This is a genomic window from Alphaproteobacteria bacterium US3C007 (genome assembly GCA_034423775.1).
GTDB classification, from domain to species: Bacteria; Pseudomonadota; Alphaproteobacteria; order Rhodobacterales; family Rhodobacteraceae; genus Thalassovivens; species Thalassovivens spotae.
The window spans coordinates 1,842,241-1,865,736 of the sequence record CP139918.1 but is presented as its reverse complement, the minus strand read 5'-3'; the positions used below and the strand labels follow the sequence as shown (position 1 = coordinate 1,865,736).

23 protein-coding genes and 1 tRNA gene are annotated in these 23,496 nt (G+C 50.0%); 8 read left to right on the top strand and 16 right to left on the bottom strand.

Features of this window, described 5'->3' with window-relative positions; translation table 11 throughout:
* Positions 1-198: 198 nt before the first annotated feature.
* On the top strand, positions 199-1,254 hold the full coding sequence (locus UM181_08995; protein WQC61476.1) for a LacI family DNA-binding transcriptional regulator: 1,056 nt from the start codon (positions 199-201) through the stop codon (positions 1,252-1,254).
* A 768-nt stretch (positions 1,255-2,022) separates the two neighbouring features.
* Here UM181_08995 and UM181_08990 read toward each other — a convergent pair.
* On the bottom strand, positions 2,023-2,910 hold the full coding sequence (locus UM181_08990) for a LysR substrate-binding domain-containing protein (protein WQC61475.1): 888 nt from the start codon (positions 2,908-2,910) through the stop codon (positions 2,023-2,025).
* Positions 2,911-3,079: 169 nt separating this feature from the next.
* Here UM181_08990 and gcvH point away from each other — a divergent pair, with 169 nt between their 5' ends.
* From gcvH to UM181_08970, 4 genes are all read left to right on the top strand, one after another.
* The gene (gene gcvH / locus UM181_08985; protein ID WQC61474.1) at positions 3,080-3,439 is read left to right on the top strand and encodes a glycine cleavage system protein GcvH; all 360 of its coding nucleotides are present in this window, start codon (positions 3,080-3,082) and stop codon (positions 3,437-3,439) included.
* Positions 3,440-3,474: 35 nt separating this feature from the next.
* Positions 3,475-4,869, top strand: a complete 1,395-nt coding sequence (gene selA, locus UM181_08980) for an L-seryl-tRNA(Sec) selenium transferase (protein ID WQC61473.1) — start codon at positions 3,475-3,477, stop codon at positions 4,867-4,869.
* Positions 4,866-6,800, top strand: a complete 1,935-nt coding sequence (selB, locus tag UM181_08975) for a selenocysteine-specific translation elongation factor (protein WQC61472.1) — start codon at positions 4,866-4,868, stop codon at positions 6,798-6,800. Before selA ends, selB begins: the two co-directional genes overlap by 4 nt.
* Positions 6,801-6,803: 3 nt before the next feature.
* Positions 6,804-6,899: transfer RNA gene (locus UM181_08970), tRNA-Sec, on the top strand.
* Between the two features lie 76 nt (positions 6,900-6,975).
* Here UM181_08970 and selD read toward each other — a convergent pair.
* The 8 genes from selD to UM181_08930 all read right to left on the bottom strand — a co-directional run bounded on the left by selD (position 6,976) and on the right by UM181_08930 (position 13,307).
* Positions 6,976-8,061 carry a selenide, water dikinase SelD gene (gene selD, locus UM181_08965; protein WQC61471.1) on the bottom strand — a complete coding sequence of 362 codons (1,086 nt, stop codon included), beginning with the start codon at positions 8,059-8,061 and terminating at the stop codon, positions 6,976-6,978.
* A gap of 124 nt (positions 8,062-8,185) precedes the next feature.
* A complete protein-coding gene (locus tag UM181_08960) occupies positions 8,186-8,818 on the bottom strand; it encodes a hypothetical protein (protein WQC61470.1) in 633 nt (210 codons plus the stop codon).
* A 147-nt stretch (positions 8,819-8,965) separates the two neighbouring features.
* Positions 8,966-9,421: a glycine/sarcosine/betaine reductase selenoprotein B family protein gene (locus UM181_08955; GenBank protein ID WQC61469.1), complete on the bottom strand. Its 456-nt coding sequence runs from the start codon at positions 9,419-9,421 to the stop codon at positions 8,966-8,968.
* A gap of 531 nt (positions 9,422-9,952) precedes the next feature.
* Positions 9,953-10,501 (bottom strand): prolyl-tRNA synthetase associated domain-containing protein, encoded by a 549-nt coding sequence (locus tag UM181_08950; GenBank protein ID WQC61468.1) that lies wholly within the window; start codon positions 10,499-10,501, stop codon positions 9,953-9,955.
* Positions 10,498-11,733: a site-specific integrase gene (locus UM181_08945; GenBank protein WQC61467.1), complete on the bottom strand. Its 1,236-nt coding sequence runs from the start codon at positions 11,731-11,733 to the stop codon at positions 10,498-10,500. The genes UM181_08950 and UM181_08945 overlap by 4 nt, the downstream gene beginning before the upstream one ends.
* Positions 11,734-11,983: 250 nt before the next feature.
* Positions 11,984-12,451: a copper chaperone PCu(A)C gene (locus UM181_08940; GenBank protein ID WQC61466.1), complete on the bottom strand. Its 468-nt coding sequence runs from the start codon at positions 12,449-12,451 to the stop codon at positions 11,984-11,986.
* Between the two features lie 34 nt (positions 12,452-12,485).
* On the bottom strand, positions 12,486-12,893 hold the full coding sequence (locus UM181_08935; GenBank protein WQC61465.1) for a hypothetical protein: 408 nt from the start codon (positions 12,891-12,893) through the stop codon (positions 12,486-12,488).
* 48 nt (positions 12,894-12,941) lie between these two features.
* A complete protein-coding gene (locus tag UM181_08930; protein ID WQC61464.1) occupies positions 12,942-13,307 on the bottom strand; it encodes a hypothetical protein in 366 nt (121 codons plus the stop codon).
* A gap of 827 nt (positions 13,308-14,134) precedes the next feature.
* Here UM181_08930 and UM181_08925 point away from each other — a divergent pair.
* On the top strand, positions 14,135-14,866 hold the full coding sequence (locus tag UM181_08925) for an IS110 family transposase (protein ID WQC61463.1): 732 nt from the start codon (positions 14,135-14,137) through the stop codon (positions 14,864-14,866).
* A 422-nt stretch (positions 14,867-15,288) separates the two neighbouring features.
* Here UM181_08925 and UM181_08920 read toward each other — a convergent pair whose 3' ends face one another.
* From UM181_08920 to UM181_08895, 6 genes are read right to left on the bottom strand one after another with little or no spacing between them, the layout of a single operon-like run.
* The gene (locus tag UM181_08920) at positions 15,289-15,600 is read right to left on the bottom strand and encodes a non-heme iron oxygenase ferredoxin subunit (protein WQC61462.1); all 312 of its coding nucleotides are present in this window, start codon (positions 15,598-15,600) and stop codon (positions 15,289-15,291) included.
* Positions 15,597-16,445, bottom strand: a complete 849-nt coding sequence (locus UM181_08915) for a 3-methyl-2-oxobutanoate hydroxymethyltransferase (GenBank protein ID WQC61461.1) — start codon at positions 16,443-16,445, stop codon at positions 15,597-15,599. Before UM181_08915 ends, UM181_08920 begins: the two co-directional genes overlap by 4 nt.
* Positions 16,446-16,448: 3 nt before the next feature.
* Positions 16,449-17,477 (bottom strand): fatty acid desaturase, encoded by a 1,029-nt coding sequence (locus tag UM181_08910; GenBank protein ID WQC61460.1) that lies wholly within the window; start codon positions 17,475-17,477, stop codon positions 16,449-16,451.
* A gap of 11 nt (positions 17,478-17,488) precedes the next feature.
* Complete coding sequence (locus UM181_08905; protein ID WQC61459.1) at positions 17,489-18,259, bottom strand: class II aldolase and adducin N-terminal domain-containing protein; 771 nt, start codon at positions 18,257-18,259, stop codon at positions 17,489-17,491.
* 24 nt (positions 18,260-18,283) lie between these two features.
* Positions 18,284-18,907 (bottom strand): HD domain-containing protein, encoded by a 624-nt coding sequence (locus tag UM181_08900; GenBank protein WQC61458.1) that lies wholly within the window; start codon positions 18,905-18,907, stop codon positions 18,284-18,286.
* A 49-nt stretch (positions 18,908-18,956) separates the two neighbouring features.
* A complete protein-coding gene (locus tag UM181_08895) occupies positions 18,957-19,754 on the bottom strand; it encodes a phytanoyl-CoA dioxygenase family protein (protein WQC61457.1) in 798 nt (265 codons plus the stop codon).
* A gap of 173 nt (positions 19,755-19,927) precedes the next feature.
* Here UM181_08895 and UM181_08890 point away from each other — a divergent pair, with 173 nt between their 5' ends.
* Positions 19,928-20,797: a LysR family transcriptional regulator gene (locus tag UM181_08890; protein WQC61456.1), complete on the top strand. Its 870-nt coding sequence runs from the start codon at positions 19,928-19,930 to the stop codon at positions 20,795-20,797.
* A gap of 527 nt (positions 20,798-21,324) precedes the next feature.
* Here the strand turns inward: UM181_08890 and UM181_08885 are convergent.
* Positions 21,325-21,732 (bottom strand): LysR family transcriptional regulator, encoded by a 408-nt coding sequence (locus UM181_08885; protein ID WQC61455.1) that lies wholly within the window; start codon positions 21,730-21,732, stop codon positions 21,325-21,327.
* A 116-nt stretch (positions 21,733-21,848) separates the two neighbouring features.
* On the opposite strand from UM181_08885, the gene UM181_08880 reads away from it, so the two are divergent.
* Positions 21,849-23,456, top strand: coding sequence for an ABC transporter substrate-binding protein (locus tag UM181_08880; GenBank protein ID WQC61454.1), 1,608 nt, complete (start codon positions 21,849-21,851; stop codon positions 23,454-23,456).
* Positions 23,457-23,496 lie beyond the last annotated feature (40 nt).

The following is a 23,496-nucleotide window of genomic DNA, read 5'->3' as shown; positions in this document are numbered from 1 at the left end:
GATGGGCCTTGATTGGCCCGTCTCCAAATTAACTGCCAGCATGTCCGCCCTCCTCTTGAAGACTGATCAAGTTAGCTCCGCACTATCGATGGTGCATTTACTTGTTAGAGTCAAGCACTATCGATAGTGCATCTAGTTAATATTACGCCAAGAACAGACTCAAGAGCATTTGCGCTATCGATAGCGTCAAGCTATAGTTTGACAGAAATACTTAAAGAAAAGTGGCAAACTAACGTGACAACAGGCAGCAAACAGACGATATACGATATCGCAAAAAAGGCCGGTGTCTCGGCGTCTACAGTTGGGTCAGCGCTCAACGGATCATGGAAATCTCGCCGAATCAGCGAGACTACAGTCCAGCGCATTCAAGCGATCGCCGACGAGATGAATTACTCCGTAAATTTGCAGGCGCGCGCACTACGAAGTGCAAAGTCTGGTCTTGTTGGGATGATCCTCCCTCAGCACGACAACAGGTTTTTCTCATCAGTAGGACAGTGCTTTTCTAACGAAACCCGTTCACGACACGCCCTACCCGTCATAGTCTCAACACGAAGAGAACGAGACCAAGAACTCGAAGCCGTACAGGGCCTCATTAACGCCTCAGTCGATGCACTTATGCTTGTTGGAACCTCACACCCTGAAATACTTAGTGAGGTGTGCCAGAAGGCAAAGGTCCCGCACGTATTTCTGGACCAGCCATGCAGCAATGCACCATCCGTCGTGTCCGAGAATAAGGGTGGCGCACGTAAACTCACAGAAGTCTTGCTAGCCGAGAATAATCCCGACTATTCTGAGGAGGTTGTCTTTCTTGGTGGCAATGCCAAACTACCCGCGACAGCTGAACGCGTAGTTGGCTTCAAAGAAGCGCTGTTGGAGCATGGTCATGAACCAACCAACTACAGAATATTGGCTTGTGGTTATCAACGGTCTGCTGCGAGAGAGGCTCTGGCAACACTCTATAAAGAGCGGCAGAAGCTACCGTCTGTCATGCTCATCAATTCTATCGGGTGTTTTGAAGGCGCTCTCCAGTTTCTGAGTCAGTTGTCAAATTCTGAAGTGGACGCTTGCGCAATCGGTGCGTTTGACTTCGATCCCTTCGGAGGCCTTCTACGACACCCGGTGCCAATGATGCGCCAGAGAGCCGAAATGATGGTTAAACGCGCGTACCAGCATCTTGACGATAAGGATTCCGCGCCACAAATCACATATATCGAACCGGAATTAATACTGCCGAACCACTTGCACGCGAGTTGACGGCTTGGAAACAAACTGAGGCACAGCCCGATTCAGCGCACCCTTCCCTTCGCTGAAGTCAGCGTTAGAGATCAAAGCGCTACCTAATGTCAATCGGCATTGAACTTTGACCCCGTATCGGCGTCCAATATTGACCCTTTTTGTGCTCAGCAGGCCCGGCGCTGCATAGTCTTCATATAGAGCAGCTGCGGCGGGTCTGCGGTGTTTCGGATTTGCGCTATGCGCGGTTCCTGAAGCGCCAGCTTTCGTTGCCGGTCTGGAAGATCTCGCAATTCTTGAAGCCGGCTACGATGTAATAATTATTTCTGCAGACCTGTCCAGTCGCGACGCGGCGGGCGAGCTAATGCTAAAGTGATCGAGCAAGCAGGCCAGATCGAACAAAGTTAGGTAGAAAACCGGCATGCAGAAATGCACCGTCGTTCGTTTTCTTTTCTCCCTGTGATTTTTATACGCAGTAAGATCATTGGACCGCTTTAGCGTACAACGGCACGTGCCGTTTGGATGACCGCTTCGGTAACGCTAGCAGCTTCAAGGTAATAGGCGCGCCGCACATGCGAACATTTTCTGCGTCAGTACACGCTGCAAGTGCATCAGGCTGGTTTGTCCGCGTAGTAGCCGTTAGATGATCATGCAGCGAGTGGCAGCTGAGAGCCCAAACCGACCGATTCTGCAGAGTGCATGAATGGTAAAAATCCGCTTCAAAGCAGCCTTTTGGGGGCGCTTATTCGTAGTGGCCGCAGCATCAATATCTCTCCAAAGTGCCGTCGCTTAAGGCGGTCGATTGAAAGCCGAGAGAACTTGTGCTGCAAGAGCTCTTGCGTTTTCGTTCGGATTGACGGCGGTTCGGAGCACGATTTGCGTGTATGGAAGCTTGGGCAGGTCCTCGTTCACACAAATGGGCTGGGTGCAATTTGTAATGCGGCTGAGCGGTAGTGCGGCCACTGCAAGATCCGCCCGGATCGCTGCGAGCTGCGATTCTGAAACATTTGAAAGATAAGCAATTCGATAGGGAATTCCAGCACGTTTCAGAGCATCGAGAGCCGCGAGACGCCATGGGCAACCAACGGATGCAACCGCCAAGCGCAAAGGACGTTCTTGGCTGCGCTGTCCGTTCTTATGCGCAGCCCAAACCAGAGGTTGCTCATGGAGCAGCCGATCTCTTTCGTCTGGTGGCGCGCCACCACCGATGGTCAAAATCGCAACGTCAAGTTCCTTTTTCGCCAGCATCGCAGCCAAATCCTGTGCGTCACCCGAAATTATTTCAACCGTGACACGCGAATGCGCTTTGGAAAACCCGGCCAATATCTCGGGCATGCGGGTCTCAGCATTCTCCAGGCATATGCCGACTCGCACCTCCCCTTCGATATCCGGGCTGTGCAGTTCGCTGACAGCTGTATCGTGCGCCTGCACAATACGGTGTGCATGAGGCACTAAACGTTCGCCTGCTGCAGATAGTCGCATGGCCCCGTCAGAGCGTTGGAAAACAGGGGCACCAATCAGCCCTTCCAGCTTTTTCATTTGCATAGACACAGCCGCAGACGACCGCGCAACACGTTCAGATGCGAGCTTGACCGAACCGGTATCAGCCACCGCTATGAACGTCTTCAACACGTCAATCTCAAATCGCATCGAGCCTGGGATCAATGGAGCATTCATGTTATCATCTTCAGAATTACTTAATTTACATGTCAACAAGTTTTGCTTTACTAAATTTTAAAAGTTGGGTCAACCTTGACTTTCGACACATAAATTTCGTGCCGTTGCGATGCTGGGCAGGTTGCCAAGACCTTTGCAACGCAAGTGCGGCCAACGGGAGAATAAGCTGATGAAATACACCGAAGAACATGACTGGCTTAGGGTTGAGGGCGAACTCGTGGTTGTCGGGATTACCAAATTCGCAACTGAACAATTGGGCGATGTTGTCTTTGTCGAATTGCCAGGTCCGGGTACGCTTGTGAGTCGGGGAGACGAGATTGTTGTCATCGAAAGCGTCAAGACAGCGAGTGAGATTTCGGCTATGTATGATGGTGAAATTGTCGCTGTGAACGAAGCGCTGGTGGAGACGCCTAGTCTGGTGAACGAAGATCCGACTGGTACGGCTTGGTTTTTCAAGATCAAACTGGCTGATATGGCGGTTCTGGATGCCCTGATGGACGAGGCCGCTTATAAAGATATGATCGCGTGAATACTTTCGGATTGCAGCTGCTAAAAGGAGTAGAGATGACACGCATAGAGGCGCCACAACATCTGCCTTCGGTGGATCGCCTTGTGAACACGCCAGCTGTGCAGAAATTCGTGCGTGATCATGGCCTGGCCTTGGTCACACGCTGTACGCAGGGTATCTTGGCGCGGGTGCGCCTTATGGTGCTGGCTGGTGAATCTACGGATATGGCTGCGCTGATCCAACTGCTGTCTGACGAGATTGAACATATTTTGCTCCCCTCACTCCGACCGGTTTATAATCTGACAGGCACTGTGCTGCACACCAATCTTGGTCGCGCGCCACTGCCTCAATCCGCGATACAGGCGATGGTGGATGTTTCGCGTGGCGCAAGTAACGTGGAATTTAATTTGGAAACGGGCAAACGCGGTGATCGGCATAGGCATGCCGAAGCTCTGCTGTGCCAGTTAACCGGGGCAGAAGGCGCGCTTGTTGTTAACAACAATGCAGCAGCCGTGTTGCTGACGCTCAACAGCCTGGCGCAACGCAAAGAGGTGCCTGTTTCGCGAGGTGAACTGATCGAGATCGGTGGGGCCTTCCGCATGCCGGACATCATGGCACGCGCAGGATGCAAGCTGGTGGAAGTTGGCACAACAAACCGGACTCATAAAGCAGATTTCGACGCCGCGATCGGCCCTAAAACTGCATTGCTGATGAAGGTCCATACCAGCAACTTTGAGATAAAAGGCTTTACCAAAAGCGTCTCGGAGGAGGACCTTGCGGAGATCGCACATCGTTACAATCTGCCCTTTGTCACAGATTTGGGAAGCGGCACTTTGATTGACCTAGAGCCCTACAATCTCCCGCACGAAACAACTGTCACAGAAGCTTTAGCGTCTGGGGCGGATCTGGTGACATTTAGCGGTGATAAGCTACTAGGTGGGCCACAGGCGGGCATCATTGCGGGCCGCCGCGATCTCATCGACAAACTCAAACGCAACCCCATGACCCGGGCCATGCGGCCCGACAAGATCACCTTGGCGGCCCTACAAGCTGTTCTGAGGTTATACACCAACCCCGAGTGCCTAGTGAAAGAGCTGCCGACATTGCGTCTTTTGACGCGCAACCCTGTGGAAATCGAACAGTTAGCTGGCCGCTTGGCCTCGGTCCTTCAAGACTGTTGCAAAAAATTCGAAGTTGTAGTCTCGCGCACTCATAGCCAGGTGGGCAGCGGTGCCCTGCCAATCGATAGATTGCAAAGCGCTGCTCTCAAGATAACGCGGCCGGATTTGCGCCGCCCCGGTGCTGCGTTGAACAGGCTTGCCAAGACTTTTCGCGAATTGCCGGTTCCAGTGATTGGGCGTATTTCCAATGATGCGCTTTGGTTTGATCTCAGATGTCTTGAAGACGAAGAGGGGTTCGTCGGAAACCTACAAGATCTGAAGATGTCATGATCATAGCAACGGCAGGACATGTGGACCACGGCAAGACCGAACTGGTAAAGGCGTTGACCGGAATTAATACAGACCGTCTGCCGGAAGAAAGAGCCCGCGGGTTGTCTGTGGATCTCGGATTTGCCTATCATACTCTGCCCGACAATACGATTTTGGGTTTCGTTGACGTCCCCGGTCATGAGAAGTTCATTCGCAACATGCTTGCAGGTGTCGCGGGTATCGATCTGGGTTTGCTTGTGGTTGCTGCTGACGACGGGGTAATGCCGCAAACACGCGAGCATCTTGCCATATTGAGCCTCATGGATATTCGCCAGTATATAGTCGCCTTGACCAAGATTGATCGCGTGTCGTTTGACCGTGTTGACGACGTCGCCGATCAAGTGAATAGACTTTTGACCGCTGCAGGGCATGAGGGCGTTACTATTTATCCCGTCTGCGCGCCTGAAAACAAAGGCATTGGGGCGCTGATGAAAGCGCTGAAGTCACGTGTAAAGGAAGCGAGCGCTTGGACAGCCGAGCATCATTTTCGTATGGCCATAGATCGGGTGTTCACGCTGAACGGTGTTGGCTTGGTTGTCACTGGAATGGTCTTTTCCGGGGCCGTCCGTACCGGCGAAAGCATGACACTCTCGACCGATGGATCCCAGGTTCGCGTGCGCGGTATCAGGGCGCACAATACTGCAAGTGATAGTGCAAAAGCGGGAGATAGATGTGCCATCAACATCGTCGGGCGCGGCCTGAGCGAAGCGTTGATTCGGCGCGGGAACTGGCTGATGCATCCCAGTTTATACGCCCCGACACGGCGAATCGACGTCGAGGTACAAGTGCTGGCGAACGAAACCGGCCCACTAAAACACTGGACACCCACCCATCTGCATATCGGTGCTGATCATCTTTCCGCCCGCGTCGCAGTTTTGTCAGGCGGTGCTATCCCTGCGGGTGGGCAAGGATTGGCTCAATTGGTGGTATCGCGGGATGCCTTTGCCGTTCATGGCGACACTTTCGTGCTGCGCGATCAGTCTGCCCAACGCACGATTGCCGGTGGACGCGTGATTGATCCTTTTTCTCCAAAACGTGGGCGCGCAAGGCCCGCCCGGATCGCAGCGCTGAACGCTTTGCAACATCAAAACGTCACTGATGCCCTCAGGGCACTGACCGGCGGCAGTGAAACCGGGGTCCTGCTTGCTCCGTTTTCAGTTGCATACAATCTTCCTGGACCACGGTTAGACATGCTGATTGAAACGCTTAGTTTGCGGCGGGTGGGCCAAGAATCAAAGCAACGGGCTTTCTGCGAAACACAATGGCGCAGGCTAGGTGCCAAAGTTGTCAAAGCGGTTGAGGGATTTCATCGCTCAAAGCCGATGTCACCCGGTGCAAGCATCAAAGACATTCAAATGGCGCTCTCGCCCCACATCGAGACTTCAATCCTTGAAGATTCGCTTGGCACCCTGATCGAAGAACAGCGATTAAACAGCCGGGGCACTCGCTTTCATTTGCCGTCGCACAGCATCCGGATCTCCGGGCGAGACCAGCAGCTTCTCGACCGTGTGGCCTCTAAACTTGCGCCACGGTCAGGCACACCGCTCAGCCTGCATCAGGCCGCGGCGGATCTGAAAGTTGACGTGAAGACCCTGGAAATGACTTTGAAAACAGCCAGCAGAATAGGCGAAATGGTTTTGATTGGTAAAAATCGATATGCGCCAACGCCCTTCGTGGCAAAGCTTGGCGTGGTTGCCGAGCGGCTGGCTACAAATTCTGCTGATGGGTATTTCACGACTGCCGAATATCGTGATCAAACGAAGCTGGGCCGAAACTTTGCCATAGATGTTCTGGAGTATTTCGACCGGGTCGGTTTCACAGAAAGAAATGGCAACAAGCGTTGCATCCGGCGTTCCGTCACAGATGTTTTCGCGGTATCATCTGATGCTTAATAGGGAAGAGGATCGCACCCCGGTGGGGCGCCTAGACTTCAAATCTAGTGAGGGGCGTACAACGTCCTTGGTGGGTTCGACTCCCACGCTCTTTCGCCAAGTACTTATTCTGTGCATTACAAAAGTGAAACTTAATTAGCACAAGGTGAAGTAGGTTGTGCGCGTTCTGGATCTTCTAGTATCCAACTTGAATGGCAGCTGGTTGATGTGCCCTTACAACTTGGCCAACCACTGCGCAGTTTGCAACCATATTCTCTTTAAGTTCGGTCATTAGGGCCTCCAGATTCGCCTCGGGCACTGCCATCAGTAATCCACCGGAGGTCTGCGCATCTGCCAAAAGCAGTTGATGGCTTGAACTGATACTGGCAGAAAATTCTGTTAGCGGTGCTGCAGTTTCAAGATTTCGGCGAGTACCAGCGGGACATAGACCCTGCTCTAGGAGCGCCTCTACACCTTCGAATAGGGGTATTTTTCCGTAGGATAGGTTTGCCCCAAGTGCAGTTTGAGCAGCTATTGAAGATGCTTTAAGCATATTGCCAAGATGCCCAAGTAGGCCAAAACCGGTTACATCTGTCGCAGCCTTTACGTTTTGCGACAACATTACCGATGCTGCAGCGCTATTTAGAGTGGTCATCGATGTGACTGCCTCATCTAACCCGCTAGCTGGCAAGTATCCACGTTTGGCTGCTGTGGTTAATACGCCTGTTCCAATCTTTTTGGTTAGAACCAAATAGTCACCTGCTCGCGCACCAGCATTATGAATGATTTTTTCTGGATGTAACAAGCCGGTCACGAATAGACCAAATTTTGGCTCATTATCTACAATTGAATGGCCACCGGCAATAGCAATTCCGGCTTGACTGCAAATACTAGCGGCTCCCTTTAATACTGAGCCAAGTTGATCCATACCCAACACTTCGACTGGCCAGCCAACAAAGCTGAGCGCACTTATTGGCTTTCCGCCCATTGCATAAATATCACTAAGTGCATTAGTGGCTGCGATTCGCCCATAATCAAACGGATCGTTAACAATGGGTGGGAAAATATCAACTGTTTCCACAAGCGCTAGTTCGGCTGAAAGCCGATAAACTGCAGCATCGTCTGATCCTGCGTGGTCCACTATCAAATTGGGATCATCCGATCTGGGCAGATTGGCCAGTGCTTTAACGAGATCGGTTTGCGCAATCTTGGCAGCGCAGCCTGCTGATTTCGCCATATTGGTAAGAGAAGGTATAGAGGACATTGTGAGTAAACCTTTCATTGTGTTCTAAAATCAAAGTAAAGGCCGTATATGTCAAAATATTACCTACCAATACAACCGCCAGATATTTTGAGATAGGTGCTTATTGCAGTATTGCTCTCTATTCATCCATCTGCTGCCGGCGTCACCAACCGGCTGCTGACGTTCCCGGCAATGGCCCCTCGGACCAGAAACGAGGCGCCATAAGGGACATTTCTACAATCTGAAGCATCACTTTGTTGTCGGATGCGATCGATACGGCTTCCAGCAAAAGCAACATCCGTCCGGTCTTACTCTCTTCCCAAAACCATTTACCCATTAGCTCCAGATCATCAATGCTGTCGCGGTGCGTTCGCGTCTCGGTGAAATAGGCTTCCAGATCCTCTACCACGAGCTTCAACAATGGAATGGCCGGCATGCCCCTTCTGGGGCTTTGGGGAATTTCCCCATTCAGGAAGCCCGCCACAAAGGGCGCTAACTCTTCGATCTCTAACCCACTGGCCCCGACCGTGGTACGTCCTCGTGCAGCAACCGCAGCCTCATAATCCAGTCGTAGAGCAGCCATTTCAGCCTTCACCTCGGCCAGAACAGCGTTCACATCGCCAATATCTTCAACACTCAAAACAAGCTCTGGCGGCAGCGCATAACCCATGCGCCCGTCTTTCACGGGGATGACCTCTGAGAAATCGCTGATCACCGGGCCGCTATCTGTGCCCAACAGGCCAAACGCCTCGCGTATGACTTTTTTCTGGAACACCGGATCATTTGGCTTGCCCATGCTTCGACCCATTGGGAAATCCAGAAACAGTGACCGAGGCGGTTTTATCGCTTCAATGTGCTCGCGCACAAAGCCAACCAGAACGGTCGATAAGCCTTCGGATTCAAAGTAATGAGCCAGCCCGCACACGGCGCGCGTACAAAATGGTCATATAGGTATCAGAAAAACCGTATTCACACCGTCCTGCTTCATTCGCGCGGCGGCTTGGCGGGCGGATTTCTCCATGGTGACTGGGTCAGCGGCCCCCATGAAAGAATAGTGCTCTTCTGCAACCGAACCGATTTCGCCGTCATCGGCCATCTCTTTAAGCCGTTCAAGTGGAATGATAGTGTTCAGGTCTTGCTGCCAGGCCGACCGGTCAAACTCCACTGCGACATGGGTCATCACCAGATCGCGGTCCGTTTTATCAAAGGCCCGGAAATCTTTTGCCAACCAAGAAAAAGGCTTGTCCCCGCGCCGATGAACGGCTGCTGTCGAGACAATTGAAATCCGCCGCTTATTCGCGGGCACGGGTTGCGTCCATGAGGGATCGTAAACGACTGGCAAGTCGAGATTTGAAATGAAGCCCCGGGCGACAGCGGGCATCTCTGATATCTTGGTCAAATCACATCTCCTACGAAGGAATGGAACGCGGTGTTGCCCTACAATGAAACGCCAGGAGCGACGCTGCAAGCGAAACATTCTGAATACTACATTCAGTGTAGTTGAACTGTTGTTAGGCGAATTTGAGCCCGTGCGAGCTGCAACAGAGGCATTGATCCTGAAACGGCACCCTTATCGCGCCTTGGGGCAGCAACGGCAACGCTACGGGATAAGCTAATACGATTAATTCAGACCCTGTCGGAAAGTTTGAGCGACTTTCGCCTAATCCAGTCTTGTCAGAAGCCTCATTAGGGTATCGGCCAATACATCAAAACCGGCTGTCTTTCAGTTGCTAATTTCAGCCTGTCAAGCGTCATACCCGAAGTCGCAAATTATCAAAACCAGACTGTGGTGCAAAGTGCAGCAAACGGCAGCAAGGTCCGCATAGCAGACATTTACGTCTTCAGCCGCGAAGGTCAGCTTTGTAATATTTTATCATTTAAGCAGTGATCTATTGATGTGAACGGTTATCAGCAATGTCAGGCGGAGGAATTACTCTAAATCTACCCAAACAAGGTCTACTTTGATTTTTTCAAAGAACGCCTGCAAGCCTTCTAACGTGATGCCCAATGTACGATCATTAACTAAAGGGTGCACATAGATCTGCTGGCAGCTTTTTAATCCACTATCAATGAACAACTGAACTCCCGTTTCAACACCATTAATCATGGCAAGCGGTGTGACAGCCCCAGGGCGAACACCTAGGTTTTCCATCAGGCGCTCGGCAGAGCCAAAAGAAAGCCGCCCAGTTCCCAGTTTCGTATTCAGAGTTTTGAGATCTATCTTTCTATCCTGCTCGGCGACTAAAAGCACATTGCGCTTTTTATTATCTCGCAAATAGAGATTTTTAATATGACCTCCACCCTGTTCTGAAGATAGAAATTGCCCTTGAACCTTCTTGGAATCTTCAACGGTCCTCAGAGGCACATGATCAGCGCGAGTGTACGCAATCCCCCAATTATCCAGCCGTTCCATTATCGCATCTGATGAGATTGGAAGGCTGTCTTGGTATTTAGACGAGGCATCAGCTGTGTCGTTCATGTTAACGCCTTTTCCTGATACTCGGCTCTACTGAGCTCATATCGTTTGCCCGTGAGCATGTCTTTCTTAAGCCTTGGTGTAAGATGGCTGTAGTGGCGTTCAATCATGCCAATGCTGGTGCCCATCTGTATGGCCAGTGCATGTATATCCATACCATCGTTTATCAAAGCGAATGTCGCGTAAGTATGGCGCAAGCTGTACAGTGTTCTGTTGAGACCTGTGCGTGGGCATTTGATCAGCTCGCTCTCTTTCATGAATGCACGGAAGGTCTGGTGTATATTCTTACTCACTGTTCCATCCGGCAATCTGAACACAGGCAGATCCACTCGCTCCTTCAATAGTTGTTCAAAGCTCATGTGATTGAGATCGTCCGCGCGTTCATGGATGCGTTTGAGGTAATTGATGGTTCCGCTTCTGCAGATGATATCCCGCCTGCCCGTTTTCCCTGTCACGCTCATTTCTAGGTATTGAAGACCATTTTCCTCAAACAGCGTGATGTGTTTCCAGTTTAGGTTAAGTGCTTCAGTCCCATGGCGCATACCCGTGTTGGCCAATATGAACACATAATCCCGCATGAGATATCGCATGTCAGTGGGCTTGCCCACTTTGCCCTGTTTGATCCAGTGCGGCAGTTTGCGGATCATGGTTGCGTATTCTTCGCGCGTAAAATCTGGACGCCGTTCGCTCTTCTCACCCTTGTTCACAAGCATTGGGACATTCTTATGTGCCAGAAAGCCCCTTGCCACAGCTTCATCAAACACGCGGTTCATTGCAGAATTATGTGTGTTGAGTGTACTTGCTTTTGGCTCCCTACCCATCTTTGCTCTGCGCCACTCATAGAAACTTTGCACCTTCTCATAATCAACGGAGGTTACGTACTGTGAGCCAAAATAGGGAATGAGGTATCGCTCGATGCAAACGATGTAATCCGCATAGACTTTCTTGCCTAACCCAGCGTCCAACTGTTTGCGCATATCAGTAATTGCAAGCCGCGCTACATCTGCAAACTTCTTGGTAATCACAGGAAGATCGTTCTTATGTCTGAACTTATATTCTAGATAGGTGTCACGGGCGATTTCTTTGGCCTCATTGAGATCTTTTTTCCCAGTGCTGATCCTAATAGCTTTGCCATCAATGCTAAATGCAGCCTGCCATCTTCTACTACGTTCGCGGCGATACACACGAACCTCACCATCCAAGATCAACACAGTATCATCTCGCAAATGTCGCACGCCAATCTCCTTGCCAAATTATATGGCTCACAATACCGACAAGTCTACCAATGTGTGTTTTTGATTAGGAGAAATCCAAAGAGCAAAGACTCTGTTCATTCACTAGGGTTAAGACACAGTGGTTGTGCCCGGAATCTCACCCCACAAACGCAGCAAAAAGTGTGTGTTTGGTGTGCTTTTGATATTTTATGTGGTTTGGATCAAACACTGTGTCTCCAACCAATGGCGGAAACACAGTTCCTTTTAGCTATTAATCCGAATGCGTATGTGCAGACATCTTATCCTGACGTTCAAGATCAATTGGAACAGTCATTGTCACGTCCCCTGCATGTTCAAACGTTAGGGTCACTTCAATCATATCGCCATGTTCCAACGACCGCGTCAGCCCCATGAACATCACATGATCACCGCCCCGTTTTAACGCATGCATGCCTCCTGCGGGGATGATCATACCATCTTCAAGCTTGGTCATCTTCATCACGCCATTCTCTTCCAGGTGCGTATGAAGTTCGACACGCTTCGCCACATCAGATGCAGCCGCAACCAAACGATCTTCCTGATCGGAGTGGTTATGAATCATCATAAATGCGGCGCCCGATTTAGCAACTTTGCTTGCGACACGCGCATAGGCATCCATCACCATGATATTGTCCGCGAATACAGATGTGCTTGAGAACACTGCGACACATGCCGCTGAGAGTAGATTTCTGACTTTCATTTTTATCTCCTGATTTTTTGATTTGGGTTTGAAATCAAGAGTAAATGGGTGGACCCCGCTGCTGGAAACCATCGAACGGCACAGACGCGCGTTGGGCTTGAGTCGTCCAATAATGGTGCACCCGTGCGTCGACATCGTGTAACGTCACAACGCCGGTTGAAATGTAGGCAAGCGCTAAAGCAGAAATGCAATCTGGACAGTGCGCTTGTTTCTTTATCGGATTACTATTCCCATCCAGCATGACCACAATCATTGAACCGCCAGCGCAAACAGGAACGATATGAGCGACATCTTGTTGATGCGGCATCGCATAGGCACGCGAAAGCATAGAAATCATCAAGGCAAGGATCAAACTTATGCGAACAAAATTGTGAATGGAACCACCCGACATCAGGACACAAAGAACCTGCCACACTGCGACAGGGTCTTCAATAACAACCAAACGTCACAGTCATGGCTTTTCTGCAATATTACTTCTCAGCGTGCATAATTATAAGCTAAGCGCACAAATTAAAATGCCGATGGCGACGGTCCATAAAGAAATTGCTCTGATGGCGATCTTTACCCATTTCGCTTTAAGCGTATTCAAAATCAATCCAGAGATATTTGCAGTCGCTGCAAGCACCAAATTCAATCCAAAAATCAGTCCTAGATAAATGGCAAAGGGCAACTCAAATAATTCATGTCCTTCTAACGCACTCAGCATCGAAACAATGCCTAAAACTAATGCAAATACTTTAATTTCGATGATGCGACGCTGCGGAGCCAAAGCTGCAGTTAACGCAACAACTACACCAATCAAAAGATATATGAGAATAATCGTAACATTGACGAGAGCCGGCAAGGGTACTCCCAAGACATTTCCTATAATATTGGCTGGTCAGGCGCTTACTAGTCCATCAGTTTTCTATAGATAGATCAAAAGGCCTAATGCTACAATCGGCAGTAGTAACCGCACGTCCTTCAATATTACCGTGGTACCTTCCACAAACATATCTTAGGCACCCCCTTTCGCTAAAAACGAATGTACTTGAGCAGGGGCGCCTAAAAGCACTGCAAAGAATAAGGTCGGATAAAAAATTTTCGTACTAAGCGAGGCCGAACAAGAATGCAGCACCTACAAAAGCAATCACACTGCCAACAATCCTAACCATTTTTCCCCTAATTCTGATTGGACAAGAAACCCGAAACTAATTCCCACAGCGTGTAAATGTCCTGTGCCAATTACTACATTGACATTATCGCTCCATGACCTTTCCACGAGACTTCACATGCACGGTTTAGCTATGCCCGAATACCCCCCCCCTGGCTCTTCGCAATACGAGACGAAATATGAAGCTAAGATAATACGAGCGGCCGGTATTCGAAGAATTTGCTAAGAAACTTCCTGTAAGTTTATTTGGTTAGGCCAAGAGCCGAAAACCTAAGACTGTGTTCTTTCACTAGGTTGCAGACACAGTGTTTAAGCCCGAAATCCAGCCCCATAAACACGCAAAAAAGTGTGTGTTTGGTGTGTTTTTGAAAAACACACGCATAGCGTTAGTGTCGAGAAAATAAGCCATTGATATTTATTTGAAAAGTGGTGCCCGGGGGCGGATTTGAACCACCGACACGAGGATTTTCAGTAGCGATGGCATTAGATTAATATTCAATTACAACATGTTATATAATAATTAATTAGGTGTGCAAAAAAGTGTGTTTTTACTGCTTCGTTTGCTCTGGAGAAACCACTGTGTCTTGAACCAATGGCGGCTGCACCGGTCTCGCGATCTGTCGATGCGGCAGCGTACCATGATCCTAAATGCGGTCCGTGCACATTGCGCAGAGTTTGGGATCATTGCAGCTCAGGGGGCTCGAAAAGTTTCTGAACTGGTCATTAGCCTTCGTAATGATGACACGCACGCAGTGCCGCAGATAGGTGTATGTGCCCTTTTGTCCTTGGCATCTCAACTTGACAGTTTGGAACAAGAAGTCCGTAGAATTGAGCGCCAGCTTTTGGCGTGGCATCGACAAAACGCTGCGAGCCAGCGGCTTGAGACCATCCCGGGTATTGGCCTTATCACGGCGACTGCGCTGGCCGCGAGCGTGCCTGATCCGACTGTCTTCAAATCTGGCCGACAGTTTGCAGCTTATCTTGGCCTTGTGCCTCGACAGAACTCTTCGGGAGGTAAGGATCGACTTGGACATATATCGAAGATGGGTAACGGTTATTTGCGTCGGTTACTTGTTATTGGCGCTAACTCCGTCACGCGACGGGCACCAACCATTGACAGCCGAACGGGCACTTGGGAGCGCTCGCTATTAGAGCGCAAACCAACCCGAGTTGTGAGCGTGGCCATTGCCAATAAGACTGCGCGCGCCGCTTGGGCATTGCTCTCGAAAGGAGAAAGCTACAAGGCCACACCTGCGTTTTGAGCGCAGCAGATACAACCGGCGCCTAATATCGCCGCAACCGAATGCAAGGGCAGAAGTAGGTGATGATGATCAAAAGGAACTGAAGTTAGGACACCCCGAGGCACTGTCTGGGCTCACAAGCTCGCTAGTCTGATTGGGACCTAACGTGCGGACTTCATCAAGGCCAGCGGTAACATCAACCGCATCAAAAGGTCGAACACATAACCGCGACCTGCAACCATCAAAGTCACTCAAATTAATCCTTGCAAATAAGGAGCCGTGCACACATGACAGTGCCGCTCCACATATTCATCTAAATGTTCAGGATTAGGCTTAAAATAAATCACCGTCAGTGTTTTCATCGATTTCTCCCATTTAGGGGTCATTCGCTTTGGCTAGTATCTAAACAATTAACCTATTCTGGCCATCCAAGCCGGAGCAGCTCATGCCACTTGAACAAAAACCCGATTGCCCTCGACCTTTACTGGATAGGTTTTCAAATCTACAAAAACTGGTGCCGACAAAGCCTTGCCCGTGCAGATATCGAACCGACCACCATGCAGCGGGCATTCGATCACGCAGTCAACTACAAGGCCCTGTTCCAGGCTTTCCTCTTCATGCGTGCACATTACATCACTGGCAAAGAACCCTTTTTTTGTGTTGTAGATCGCATAGCTATGGCCATTGTGCTCCCAAGCAATCAAATCTTCTTCGTCGATATCTGTGGTTTCACAAGCGTCAATCCATTGGGTCATTGGTGTGTCGGGCTCCATTTATCGAGGGCTTCAAGAAACTTCTCATTCTCACCGTCATACATCGAAATATTGGTTTGCGGATACGGGAAGTTACCTGCGGTTACTTCGCTATGGAATTTGCCAAGGGCGGCAACACGCTCGTCATGGATCTGTTTGTGCAAACGTCCCACATGGCCAAAGGCATAGGCGTGCTTTGGCGGTTTATCCTCTTCGCTGGCTTCACCACAGATATCGGCCACGAAGGACATGATTACATCGCCCGCCATGCCTGATCCTAGAGAGAAGGTTACAATCGATGTCCTATTGTTTACGGCTTCCAGAACCTCTTTGGCAATGCATTCGGCCTCAACAGCGATTACGCCCACATCCTCCATACGCTTTAACGTCTCATAGATTTTCAATGCCTCACCAGCTTTGCGGCCCCACCCGCGCAGGCCTCCGCAATAGTGGCTGAAGGTCGGGATCAACCCGATATGGCTCTGCACCGGTATGCCCTCGCGGGCCATCATCTCCATCGCTTCAAATGATCGCAGGGTGTAATATAGGTCAGCGCCGCGTCTCATTGCGTCGAAGGCGTCGGCGAGGAGTTCATCATTTGAACCCAATTGCGCCCAGGTATTGGCAACGCTAGTGAAATGTGTTGGTGCGATGCTGCGTACATCTTCAATCTGATCGGTGCCGACAGAAAACAGGTCAATTCCTGCCTCGACGCAAGCCTGGACTTCGTCTTTGTTGGACGGATTTGCGATAGAAAGTTTGCAACCCGAGCCTTTTAGCATTTGTAGATCGGCAATGGTGTAATTGCGGACCGCAGGTTTACGGCTGAAATCATAGATACGTTTCATCGATTACATTGTCCTTTGTGCAATTGGCTTCACTGGGCCACCTTGAGTGATCATATGCGGGGCTTGCCTGATGCTGGGCGCCCTGGTCGACAGGCCAAGCGAGCGGCGGAGGGTGACCACAAAAATCTCCCAGTTGGTACGGAAAAACCCGGGGTCGGGTTGCGGCACCTGCTCTTTCACGGCATCGGCCAGTCGAGGCAAAGCATGGAACGGGACCTGAGGGTAAAGGTGATGCTCCATGTGGTTGTTCATGTTCATGTAAAGAAACTTCGCCAGCCAGTTGGTGCGAAAGGACCGTGTGCTTTCAAGAATCGACGGGGAGTTTTCTTGTAGTTCGGCATGCTGGATCAGACCGAATAGAAGCATGACCGGTGCACCAAAAATACGGGGCAGAACAACCAACCAGATCGGCCACCAAATGCCAAAGAAGGGTGCCGCTCCGATCACGGCGTAAAGGGCCAGCATGATGCGTGCGTTGCGAGTCATCTTTGAGAACTCTTGCTCTGGCGAGCAGTTGCGCATCATGTCAGTATATTTCTTTGTAGCCAGCAGCCAGAACACATGCACATGAAAGCGCAGCAAACCAAAGCCGGTGATCTCTGTAATCCATCCCTTCAGACCTATTGGTGTATCGAAAGGGAACTGTGCGTCCTTCTCAGGCCACCATGTGAAGGTATGATGTGAGGTGTGGGTGTAGCGTCGGTGTAGCGGTTCTTCTAGATATATCAGCGAAGATACCCACAGTACTGCTTCGTTCAACCATCGTGTTCTGAATGCAGTGCCGTGCGCGGTCTCGTGGCTCAAGGAATAAGCGGGAACAGTCAGCAAAACTCCATGCACAAACATGGCCAACCAAACCCACCATGTTCCAAGGGACATCCAAACCAGACTGCCGGTCAAGGCCAGCGCGATAAGCCATTGTAATATATATATTACACCCGGTTTATCAGATCGGGAGGCAATCGATTTCAACTTTTTTTTATCCAATTTTACGCCAGATGACGCTGCATTGGTTGGAAAATCATGAGTCACTATAAATCTCCTCAGCTTGCGTAATTTGAGTTTTCATCGTTGAGGATTGCCTTGATCTCTTCCAGATACGACACCGCCAAATGCGGATATTCTTCCATCTCAACTGCAGTCTTCTCAGCTAAATCATCGCTCATGACCCTTAGTCTTTGACCCGTTTGAAGAGCTCGGATGTATGTTTCTGCGGCGCGTTCAAAATAATAGAGACGATTGAAGGTCTCTGCTACGGTATCACCAACCACAAGGATGCCGTGGTTTCCCATGATCATAATTTTCTTTTTCGTGTCAGACATCAGCGATGCGCATCGTTCTCCCTCATCTCCGGTGACAAGGCCGCCGAAACCATCATCAATGACATAGCGATCAAAGAAGGTAGCGGTATTTTGATCGACTGGCAAAAGTCGACTATCTTTCAAACTGGCTAACACTGTTGACCAGATTGGATGAGCGTGCATTGCGCATTTCGCTTGTGGGCAAAGCCGATGTAGCGCGCCATGCAAACCCCATGCAGCTGGGTCCGGAGCATTCGGTGCGCTCATGGTTTCAGTGTCCTGCGCATCGAACAGCATCAAATCTGTAGCGCAAACCCGCGAGAAGTGCTTGCCAACCGGGTTCATAAGGAACTGTGTTCCCTCATCATTGGTCGCCAAGCTAAAATGGTTTACGACCGCTTCGTGCATGTTCAGCCGCGCAGTCCAACGCAGTGCGGCTGCTAAATCTACGCGTTCCTGCCAGTGTCCTATATTCGCTCCATCAATAGCGAGTGTATTTTCTGTCATCAGCATAAGTGCAACCTCCTCGCGAAAATGTTATGGACACGATGGAGTATGATCATCTGGGGTAAGAGGCGAAACATACCCCTCACGGATGACGCTCTCATCGTGGGCTTTGCGGCTAAAAACCTCTCGAACCATGGGCACAAAGGTCTCGAGTGGTTCCATAGGATAGTCTGGATCAAAACTGGATTGATCCCACCGTTCACAAAATTCAGCACAAGAATCAAAAAGTGGATGATCTCGGAATTGATCGCGCGCGTCTTTGTCCCAGCCATAATGGTGGGCGTAATACAGCATCTGAAAAATGCCATGATGTTCAACGGTCCAGGCAACGTCCCATCGCACAAATGGTCGGATAACTTCTGCTGACATGCGATCATGATTCTGTGGCGCTAGCCCGTCACCGATATCATGCAAAAGTGCGCCAACCACCCAGTCTATATCAGCACCATCGCGGAGCGCGCGCGTGCCAGATTGCAACCCGTGGTCCAGGCGGGTGATTCTATATCCCTCAAGTGTGGTTTCACCAGCCTTGCGCAATTCGGTCAGGACCCGATCTGCAGTCAAAGCAAGAAAAGGTTTTTCTAGCTTGGCTAAGAGCGCATATTCTGTGGCCGTGCCATCCTTCATTGAAGTAAAGTTAACTTTCTTATTCATTGGACTGTTCCTTTTGTATACAAGCTTACAGTGCCGCAGACGAGAAACTCTATGCCCTTCCAGCTGTTTCTACGTACATGCGCTCGAGTTCTGCCTGACGTTCCATAGAATCAGGATCAAGGTCTGATGAGGCAGGTATGTCGGTTCTAAAGTGCTGATAAGCATCTTCTCCGCGCACCAATATTGCACTGTCATGGTCATGCTTAGTTTGTCGGACATGGGTTGCCAAATATTGGACATTCAATCCAATGCGACGGTCTTCGGACTTGTTGGGCATTGACGCATGGAGCGTCCAGCCGTGATGGAAGGTAGCCTCACCTGGGCGCAAAGGACAAAGTTCAGATTGGTCTTCATCTACAGATTTGACTGTCTGACCCTGCAGTAGAACATTAGTATCGTCTTCGGTCGCGGAATGCTCGACCTTACCCATTTTATGACTGCCCGGTATCATCTTCATGCACCCACTTTGTGCCGTAGCCGGAGAAAGTGCCAGCCACATGCTAACTTGATCATCGTGGCTCAAACCCCAATAAGTAAGGTCCTGATGCCAGCTGACGTGGCTTAGAGTGTGTGGCTCTTTGATAATATAGGTAACGTTGTAGAGTAGGATGTTGGGACCTATCATCTGTTCCACCATATCCAGAACCGAGGGCAATGTCGCCAATTCCAAAGCAGATGTCATGAAGGTGTGTGCTTTGGAACGATAGTGCAAAGAGCCGATTTGCTCTTCGGTTTTTTCAAGTCTATTGCGATGGAGGTTTGCCGTCTCTTCGCTCAAAAAAGGAACAGGGGATACATATCCACTTTCTTCGTATTGCTTTAAGTAAGCAGCGAAATCTAGCGCCATAATCTCTCCTCACTAAATTCAAAAATTGAAGTGGTGCGCGTATTTGCTGTTATCAGCATAAGTGCCACCTCCCTACGAATAAGTCACAGACACAATGGAGTATAATCTGGTGATTGAAAAATGATAAATTCTAAGTATATTTATAATTTAAAGTAATGTAATTGGATCATGACATGACGCAATACAGCCAAGGATTGCCACCGCTAAATTGGTTGCGCAGTTTCGAGGCCTGCGCCCGGTTAGGGTCATACACCGCCGCGGCAAAAGAGCTTAACATCACCCAGCCAGCCGTGTCGCATCAGATCCGACTTCTAGAGGCACATCTACAACAAAACCTGTTTATGCGTGATGGTCGCAGAAAATGCCTTACGACTGCCGGCCACGACTATGTCTATTTCGTGCAAGAGGCCTTTGACCTACTGCGTGTTGGAACACGGTCGGTTTTTGATCCAGATCGCGGCAAATCACTGACACTGCGTGTTAACATGGCCTTCACCCTATTCTGGTTGATTCCACGATTGGATAGCCTATATCAACGCCACCCATGGATACGGCTGAACATCCTGCCCCATATCTCTGATACAGAGGAACGACCTTCCAATTTTGCGATCGAAATCGTCAATCTCGTTACGCGATCCCAAAAAAACTATCGGCCTCTGCGGGATGAATACTTCTTCCCGGTCTGTTCACCGGCATTGGTGGCATCAGGGGGCCTTGATGGTGTCCCTTTATTCGAGAGCGCTAGCACGACCGCGAATTGGGAAACCTGGCATGGCTCCAAACATTCGGGCCCTGTGCTCAGACCCGTCAACATTTCCTCGACCGTGGTGATTTCCCTTAATGCTGCAATCAATGGCGTGGGCATGGCACTGGCGCACACCAGCTTGTTCGAGACCGCGTCAGCGGCTGGGCATCTTGTTCGGCCCTATGACGGTCAGATCAAGATGCGGGAACGGTATTTCGTGAACCAGCCATGGGAAAAGGAGCAGACAGCGGCTACTCGCGCCTTTCTGGAATGGCTGGATGATCAGCTTACATCCTAAGCCAAATCTTACAGGGTCTGCCATCAGTTCCCATGGAACAGACTGGGCTGATTGCGTAGATCATGGTTTCAGGCTAAGCGTAACCATCACAAACCAAAAAGTTGTTTGGATCAGAAAAAAGGCTGACTTTAGAGCTACGTCTCAAAACATTTGCTTCTGAAGACAGACTTCTGCTTTTTGAAGGAACGAAGCAACAATCATAGCCTTCAGACAATATCCCGAAAATATGCACCCGTAAATTAGCATCAATCGCGGACGTAGCTTGCTCATCAAGCTGAGCGATACCTTTGACTGATGCAACCGCTAAAAGGCAACTGTTGGCATAAGGAAAGTGCAAAGGCTTATTGTTTAGAGCAAGTCAACCCCGGTAAGTTCATGCCGGGTGCCTCGGGTAAAAGCGGAGACTCGGTGACGATTTGTTCCAGCCCAATTTCTTGAACCCTCTTAGTTAGTTTAAGGTCGGCAATCGGAACATCTCGGGATGGATATAGACAAGTCCCCTGACGTTTGCTTGTCTCGGCGTCACATCAGAACACAGTCTTGTCCAAAATTGGATTTTGCAAATCGGGCTTGGTATTGATCGGCTCGACCTTAAGCGCAATATCTGGATGACTTTTTGTAAAATTCGAAAGCCGTGGCCCAAGCCAGCGCGAGATGAAAATGCTATGCGCACCCACGCAAAGCGTATCATCTGGCCCATCGCGCAAATCGGAAATCACTGTTTCAAGCTGCCCAAAGCGGCGTTTTGCAGCCCCCCACAGTATCTCTCCCTGAGGGGTCAGCCGGATGTGGGTATGGCGGCGTTCGAACAGCGGAAAGCTGAGCTCGCCCTCTAATTTGGATATCTGGTAACTGACTGCTCCTTTTGACATGTGCAATGCTTCACCAGCCACGGTGAAGAATATTCTCAAGCTGTCTAAAGACCAAAATCGCATGGAGTTGTTTAAAATTATTGAACAAATAGGTCAAATTTTTAGATTTGCAGAAACTCATAACCTCCGCTTAGGTCATAACGAAGACAAAAAATAAATTTCCAATCAAGGGGGAAAACATGACTGATAAATTTGTAAAACAGCAACAATCCTTGCTTATGCGGGGTCTTATCGACCGGCGGCAGTTTATGACATCTGCACTCGCAGCCGGTGTTGCTGTTCCAGCAGCCTTGGGTCTGGCGACACAAGCTTTCGCCGCAACACCGAAAAAAGGTGGGATGATGCGGTTCGGCATGGGCCACGGCTCAACAACAGACACACTGGACCCAGCCACCTATGAGAATGCTTGGAGTCAAAATGTAGGATATGCCTTTTCAAACCACCTTACTGAAGTGGGTCCAAACGGACAACTTCGCCCTGAACTTGCTGAAAGCTATGAAGCCTCGGCCGATGCTGCCACTTGGCGGTTTAAGATCCGCTCAGGCGTAGAGTTCCACAATGGCAAGACCCTTACGCCGCAAGATGTTGTAGACAGCTTCAACCATCACCGTGGTGAAGATTCAACATCCGCAGCCAAAGGATTGCTAACCGCGGTCAATGAAATCTCAATTGACGGCGACACCGTTGTGTTTGCTCTTGCTGATGGCAATGCTGACTTCCCGTTCATTGTATCAGATTACCACTTCTCAATACGCCCATCCAATGGTGATGGCACAATGGATTGGAGTTCAGGGATCGGAACTGGCGGATTTGTTCTGGACAGCTTTGAGCCTGGCGTTGCGGCAAAATTCACCAAGTTTCCAAATTACTGGAAAGAAGGCGCAGGCCACGCAGACTCAATCGAAATTCTGTCGTTGATTGATGGGACAGCGCGGCAGAATGCTGCGATGAACGGCGACGTAGATATCATCGACAGGGTTGATCCCAAAACAGTTAACCTGATGGAGCGTGTGCCAAATCTTAATGTTCAAGAAAGCACCGGCACATTGCACTATACCTTCCCAATGCGGTTAGATGTTGCGCCGTTTGATAACTATGACCTGCGTATGGCGCTTAAACATGCTGTAAAACGTCAGGAATTGGTTGACAAAATCCTTCTCGGACATGGTGCCTTGGGCAATGACCATCCGATCTCGACTGCGAACCCCTATCATAATGGTGATCTACCACAACGGGAGTTTGACGCAGACAAAGCGGCCTTCCACTACAAGAAATCTGGCCACTCGGGTGCGATTCAGCTGTCTGCAGCTGATGCAGCATTCGCAGGCGCGGTTGATGCGGCCCAGTTGATTGCGAACTCAGCAGCTGAAGCGGGTATCAACGTTGAAGTGGTACGTGAGCCATCTGATGGGTACTGGTCAAACGTGTGGAACAAAAAAGGCTGGTGCGCTTGCTATTGGGGCGGCCGTCCGACCGAAGACTGGATGTTCTCAGCAGGTTACACCAACGACACCGAATGGAATGATACAGCCTGGAAGGGCACTGATTCATCTGCTCGGTTCAACGAATTGGTTCAAGCAGCACGTAAAGAGCTCGACACCTCAAAACGTCGCGAGCAATATTACGAAGCCCAGTCACTGGTTAATGATGATGGCGGCGCATTGGTTCCAATGTTTGCCAACTATATCTCAGCCGTGAACAAAAGAATTGGACAACCAGAAGAAAGGGCAGCCAACTGGGATCTTGATGGCGGAAAAGCCGCCGAGCGTTGGTGGGTCGAAGGCTAACTTCGCAATAACATTTGTACAGGCCGACCCCTGTTGGCCT

Coding starts and splice junctions, on each gene's coding strand:
- UM181_08885 (WQC61455.1), bottom strand. CDS start 21,732: ATGCGATTTTGGTCTTTAGACAGCTTGAGAATATTCTTCACCGTGGCT.
- UM181_08900 (WQC61458.1), bottom strand. CDS start 18,907: ATGAATAAGAAAGTTAACTTTACTTCAATGAAGGATGGCACGGCCACA.
- UM181_08960 (WQC61470.1), bottom strand. CDS start 8,818: ATGGGCAAGCCAAATGATCCGGTGTTCCAGAAAAAAGTCATACGCGAG.
- selA (WQC61473.1), top strand. CDS start 3,475: ATGACACGCATAGAGGCGCCACAACATCTGCCTTCGGTGGATCGCCTT.
- UM181_08950 (WQC61468.1), bottom strand. CDS start 10,501: ATGAACGACACAGCTGATGCCTCGTCTAAATACCAAGACAGCCTTCCA.
- selB (WQC61472.1), top strand. CDS start 4,866: ATGATCATAGCAACGGCAGGACATGTGGACCACGGCAAGACCGAACTG.
- UM181_08895 (WQC61457.1), bottom strand. CDS start 19,754: ATGGCGCTAGATTTCGCTGCTTACTTAAAGCAATACGAAGAAAGTGGA.
- UM181_08940 (WQC61466.1), bottom strand. CDS start 12,451: ATGAAAGTCAGAAATCTACTCTCAGCGGCATGTGTCGCAGTGTTCTCA.
- UM181_08915 (WQC61461.1), bottom strand. CDS start 16,445: ATGAAACGTATCTATGATTTCAGCCGTAAACCTGCGGTCCGCAATTAC.
- UM181_08990 (WQC61475.1), bottom strand. CDS start 2,910: ATGAATGCTCCATTGATCCCAGGCTCGATGCGATTTGAGATTGACGTG.
- UM181_08905 (WQC61459.1), bottom strand. CDS start 18,259: ATGCTGATGACAGAAAATACACTCGCTATTGATGGAGCGAATATAGGA.
- UM181_08920 (WQC61462.1), bottom strand. CDS start 15,600: ATGACCCAATGGATTGACGCTTGTGAAACCACAGATATCGACGAAGAA.
- selD (WQC61471.1), bottom strand. CDS start 8,061: ATGAAAGGTTTACTCACAATGTCCTCTATACCTTCTCTTACCAATATG.
- gcvH (WQC61474.1), top strand. CDS start 3,080: ATGAAATACACCGAAGAACATGACTGGCTTAGGGTTGAGGGCGAACTC.
- UM181_08880 (WQC61454.1), top strand. CDS start 21,849: ATGACTGATAAATTTGTAAAACAGCAACAATCCTTGCTTATGCGGGGT.
- UM181_08890 (WQC61456.1), top strand. CDS start 19,928: ATGACGCAATACAGCCAAGGATTGCCACCGCTAAATTGGTTGCGCAGT.